The sequence below is a fragment of the Corallococcus praedator genome (assembly GCF_003612125.1).
In the GTDB taxonomy this organism is placed as follows: Bacteria; Myxococcota; Myxococcia; order Myxococcales; family Myxococcaceae; genus Corallococcus; species Corallococcus praedator.
In genome coordinates, this window is record NZ_RAWI01000617.1 from 1 (window position 1) to 3,559 (window position 3,559).

2 protein-coding genes and 2 pseudogenes are annotated in these 3,559 nt (G+C 72.0%); 1 reads left to right on the top strand and 3 read right to left on the bottom strand.

The window, feature by feature from the left end; all coding sequences use genetic code 11:
• Positions 1-630: pseudogene (locus D7Y13_RS46135) on the top strand (hypothetical protein); the annotation flags it as partial.
• Here the strand turns inward: D7Y13_RS46135 and D7Y13_RS48965 are convergent.
• From D7Y13_RS48965 to D7Y13_RS39860, 3 genes and pseudogenes are all read right to left on the bottom strand, one after another.
• A pseudogene (locus D7Y13_RS48965) lies at positions 627-2,278 on the bottom strand (cytochrome c oxidase subunit I). The pseudogenes D7Y13_RS46135 and D7Y13_RS48965 sit on opposite strands and share 4 nt — an antisense overlap.
• Positions 2,275-3,138: a cytochrome c oxidase subunit II gene (locus D7Y13_RS39855; protein ID WP_233596033.1), complete on the bottom strand. Its 864-nt coding sequence runs from the start codon at positions 3,136-3,138 to the stop codon at positions 2,275-2,277. The pseudogene D7Y13_RS48965 and the gene D7Y13_RS39855 overlap by 4 nt, the downstream one beginning before the upstream one ends.
• Positions 3,135-3,428, bottom strand: a complete 294-nt coding sequence (locus D7Y13_RS39860) for a hypothetical protein (RefSeq protein WP_120586127.1) — start codon at positions 3,426-3,428, stop codon at positions 3,135-3,137. The genes D7Y13_RS39855 and D7Y13_RS39860 overlap by 4 nt, the downstream gene beginning before the upstream one ends.
• Positions 3,429-3,559: the final 131 nt, after the last annotated feature.

The window sequence follows — 3,559 nt, forward strand, 5'->3', positions numbered from 1 at the left end:
ACCTTCGTTCTCACCGTCGCCATGTTCCTGGCGTCGCTCACCTACTGGGACCAGTACAACGCGCACCTCGCCGCGTCGGAGGCCGTGCTCGCGGGTCTGGGCGCCTCCGTGCTCCAGACCTTCAGCCTGCGCTGGGGTCGCGTCGCCTCCAGGGCCGTGGCCGGACTCGCCCTGGTCGCCGCGTCGCTGCCGGGGGCGTGGCACGGCTTCCAGAGTTCACGCTCGCAGGCCCCTGACGTCATGGCGCTCGCCCGCTACCTGCGGACCGACGTGCCCGCCAACGCGTGCCTGTTCTCGTTCGAGCCCGCCTGGGCGCTCGCGGCCGGCCGGCTCCCCATGGGGGCCACGCCCGTCGTGGACGTCTACGCCACGATGATCCAGGACGCCATGAGCACCGGCGACCGCTTCACCGACCTCGACGAGGCCTTCTCCGCCCCCGAAGCCCAGCAGGCCCTGCGCGCCATGCTGGAGTCCTGCCGCTTCGTCATCCTCGGCCTGCGAGGCACCTGGCAGCTCACCCCGGAGAGCCGCCCCTGGTTCAAGCAGCGCTTCGTCCGGCGCTTCCCCACCGGCGACGCCAGCGGCGTGGACCTGTGGGAGCGGCGCCCCCCAACGCCACCGCGCCCCTAACCCGCGCCTTCCACGCCGGGCGCTTCGGGCTCCGTGTCCGCCTTCACCGGGACGGCCACCGGCAGCACCTCCGCCTGCCCCACCCAGTCGCGACCCAGTTGCTGTTGTATCTCAGGTTGCGACAGCTCGTGCGGCCCGCGCAGCACCACCGGATTGGGCCCCGCGTCCGTCCACTCCAGCGTGCCCACGCGCCACGGGTTGGGCTCCGCGGCGCGGCCCCAGCCGAGCGTGCGCACCAGGTTCACCACGAACAACAACTGCGCCGCGCCCAGGAGGAACGCGGCCCAGCTGGTCCACCGGTTCAGCGTGAGCAGGTGCGCCAGGAACGTGTACTGGTACGGGTCATAGAGCCGCCGCAGCTGCCCCGCGTACCCCGCCACCAGCTGGCCTCCGAAGACGGCGATGAACAGCACCGCGCTCGACAGGACATGCGCCTTCGCGAGCCCCTCGTGCAGCGAGCGCCCGTACATCCGGGGGAACCAGAAGTAGAGCCCCGCGAACACCGCGAGGAAGCTGGCCGCGCCCATGGTCAGGTGGAAGTGGCCCACCACCCACATCGTCCCGTGCAGGGGCACGTCCGTCGCCACCGCGCCCAGCGCGAGTCCGGTGATGCCGCCCAGGCCGAAGACGATCATCGTCGCCAGCGCCGCGAGCATCGGGGACGTGAGCCGCACGCTGCCCTTCCACAGCGTCATCAGCCAGTTGAGGAACATCACCTCCGCGGGCAGGGAGATGAGCAGCGTCAGCACCATGAACGTGCGCCCCAGCACCGGGGCCATGCCGCTGGTGAACAGGTGGTGCGCGTACACCGCGCCGCTCAGCGCCGTCACCGCGCCCATGGCCCCCGCCGTCAGCCGGTAGCCGTGCGCGGGCTTGCGGCTGAAGTAGGCCACGAAGTCCCCCACCATCCCCCACGCGGGCAGGATGAGGATGTAGACCTCCGGGTGGCCGAACAGCCAGAACAGGTGCTGGTACACCACCGGGTCGCCGCCAGCACCGGCACGAACAGCACGTTGAGCACCGCGCCGTAGAACAGCCCCCACACCACCAGCGGCAGCCGTCCCCACGTCATCCCCGGCGCGCGGCAGCGCACCACCGTGACGACGAAGTTGAGCCCGTACAGGAACGCGGACACGCCCACGCACAGCACCGCCACCGTCACCAGCGTCTGCCCCAGGCCCGGCGTGAACGCGGGCGTGGACAGGGGCGGATAGGACGTCCACCCCGCGCTCGCCGCGCCCAGCCGCACGCCGAACGACGCGAGCATCAGCGCGCCGCCCACCGCGTAGGCCCAGAACCCGAACGCCGACAGCCGGGGGAACGCCATCTGCCGCGAGCCGATGGCCAGCGGCAGCACGAAGTGTCCCAGCGCGCCGAAGAGCAGCGGCGTCACCGCGAAGAAGATCATCAGCAGGCCGTGCATCGTGAACACGGCCGTGTACGCAGGGGGCGTCAGCGCGCCCTTCGATTCGGGCAGCGCCCACGCGAGCCCCGGCACCGGCTGTCCCGGCCACGCCCACTGGAAGCGGATGAGCATGGCCAGCAGTCCGCCCACGAGCAGGAACAGGAACCCGCCCCACAGGTACTGCCGGGCCACGCGCTGGGGGTCCGTCGTCCACAGCGACTTGAGGAACGCGCCGGGTTTCATGGCGTCCTCCAGGCCCAGCCCCAGTGGGCCGCCGCGTCGTCCGCGTCGTAGGCCTGCACCGCCTGCCGGCCCGCTTCGCGCATCCAGGCTGCGTACGCCTCAGGAGAGAGCGCCGTCAGCATCCCGCGCATGCGGTAGTGGCTGGTGCCGCAGTGCTGGTAGCAGGCGGCTTCCCAGGCGCCTTCGCGCGCGGCCTGGAACCAGGTCTGGTTCACGCGGCCGGGAATCGCGTCCAGTTTCACGCGGAAGGCCGGCAGCGAGAAGCCGTGCACCACGTCCGTGGACACGAGTTGCACCCAGACGGGCACGCCCGCCGGCACGCGCAGGTCGTTCCACGTCACCACGTCGTCCTTCGTGCCGAACGTGCCGTCCTGGCCGGCATAGCGCGCCTCCCACGACCACTGGTGCGCGTTGATCTCGATGCGCACCGTGCGCGGGTCCTCGGAAGGGACGCGGAAGTTCCAGAGCACGTCGCGCAGGTAGCCCTCGGAGCCCAGGAACAGCGTCCCGTCCACCACGCCGAACACGCCCAGCGCCAGCCCCAGCACCCACGCCCGCGAGCGGCGCGTGCCCCCGTTCGGGGTCACCGTCCGGGCGCCCCGGAAGCGGACCACCGCCACCAGCAACCACCCGAGCATCACCGCCGCCAGCGCGAACTCGAAGCGGTGGCTCGACGCCAGCAACGCGTCGATGCGGCCACCGTGGGCGCTCGCATTCTCCGGTGGCGACAGGGTCCACGCCCCTCGCGCGGGAGCCACCGCCAGGGGGGCCTGAGCATCCGGCGGCGCGGCAGTGGCTTCGTCCCGCGCGGGACCGGACGCGAGCAACACGGGCCACGGAAGGCCGGACACGGGCTTCACGGGTGCTCCTGTTCCACGGGGGCGGACGCCCGCTCCTCACGCATCACCCGCCGGGCCGCCCAGATGCCCACGCCCACCAGGACGAAGGGCACCAGCATCAGCGCCAGCAGCAACCCACCTGCCCCACCGGGAGACTCGGGCGCCCGGGCCGTGCACGAGGGACAGGCCAGCACCTCCACCGGCACGAGCAGCGCCAGGCCTCCGAAAAGCCGGCCCGGGAGCGAACGGACGTCCCCCCGCCAACCCCGCGGAAGGCATCCACCATCCAGCGTCGACGAGGCGGGGCGCATGGAGTTCCCGGGTAGCACGCACCCGGGGTCCCCTCAAGGCACACCCCGTCGCGGAACCGTCCCCTCCAGAGCGGCCACTCTCCCTCATGCCTCACATGCGGCCAGCCCCTACCCCCTGTCTCTTATACACC

Coding starts and splice junctions, on each gene's coding strand:
- D7Y13_RS39860 (WP_120586127.1), bottom strand. CDS start 3,428: ATGCGCCCCGCCTCGTCGACGCTGGATGGTGGATGCCTTCCGCGGGGT.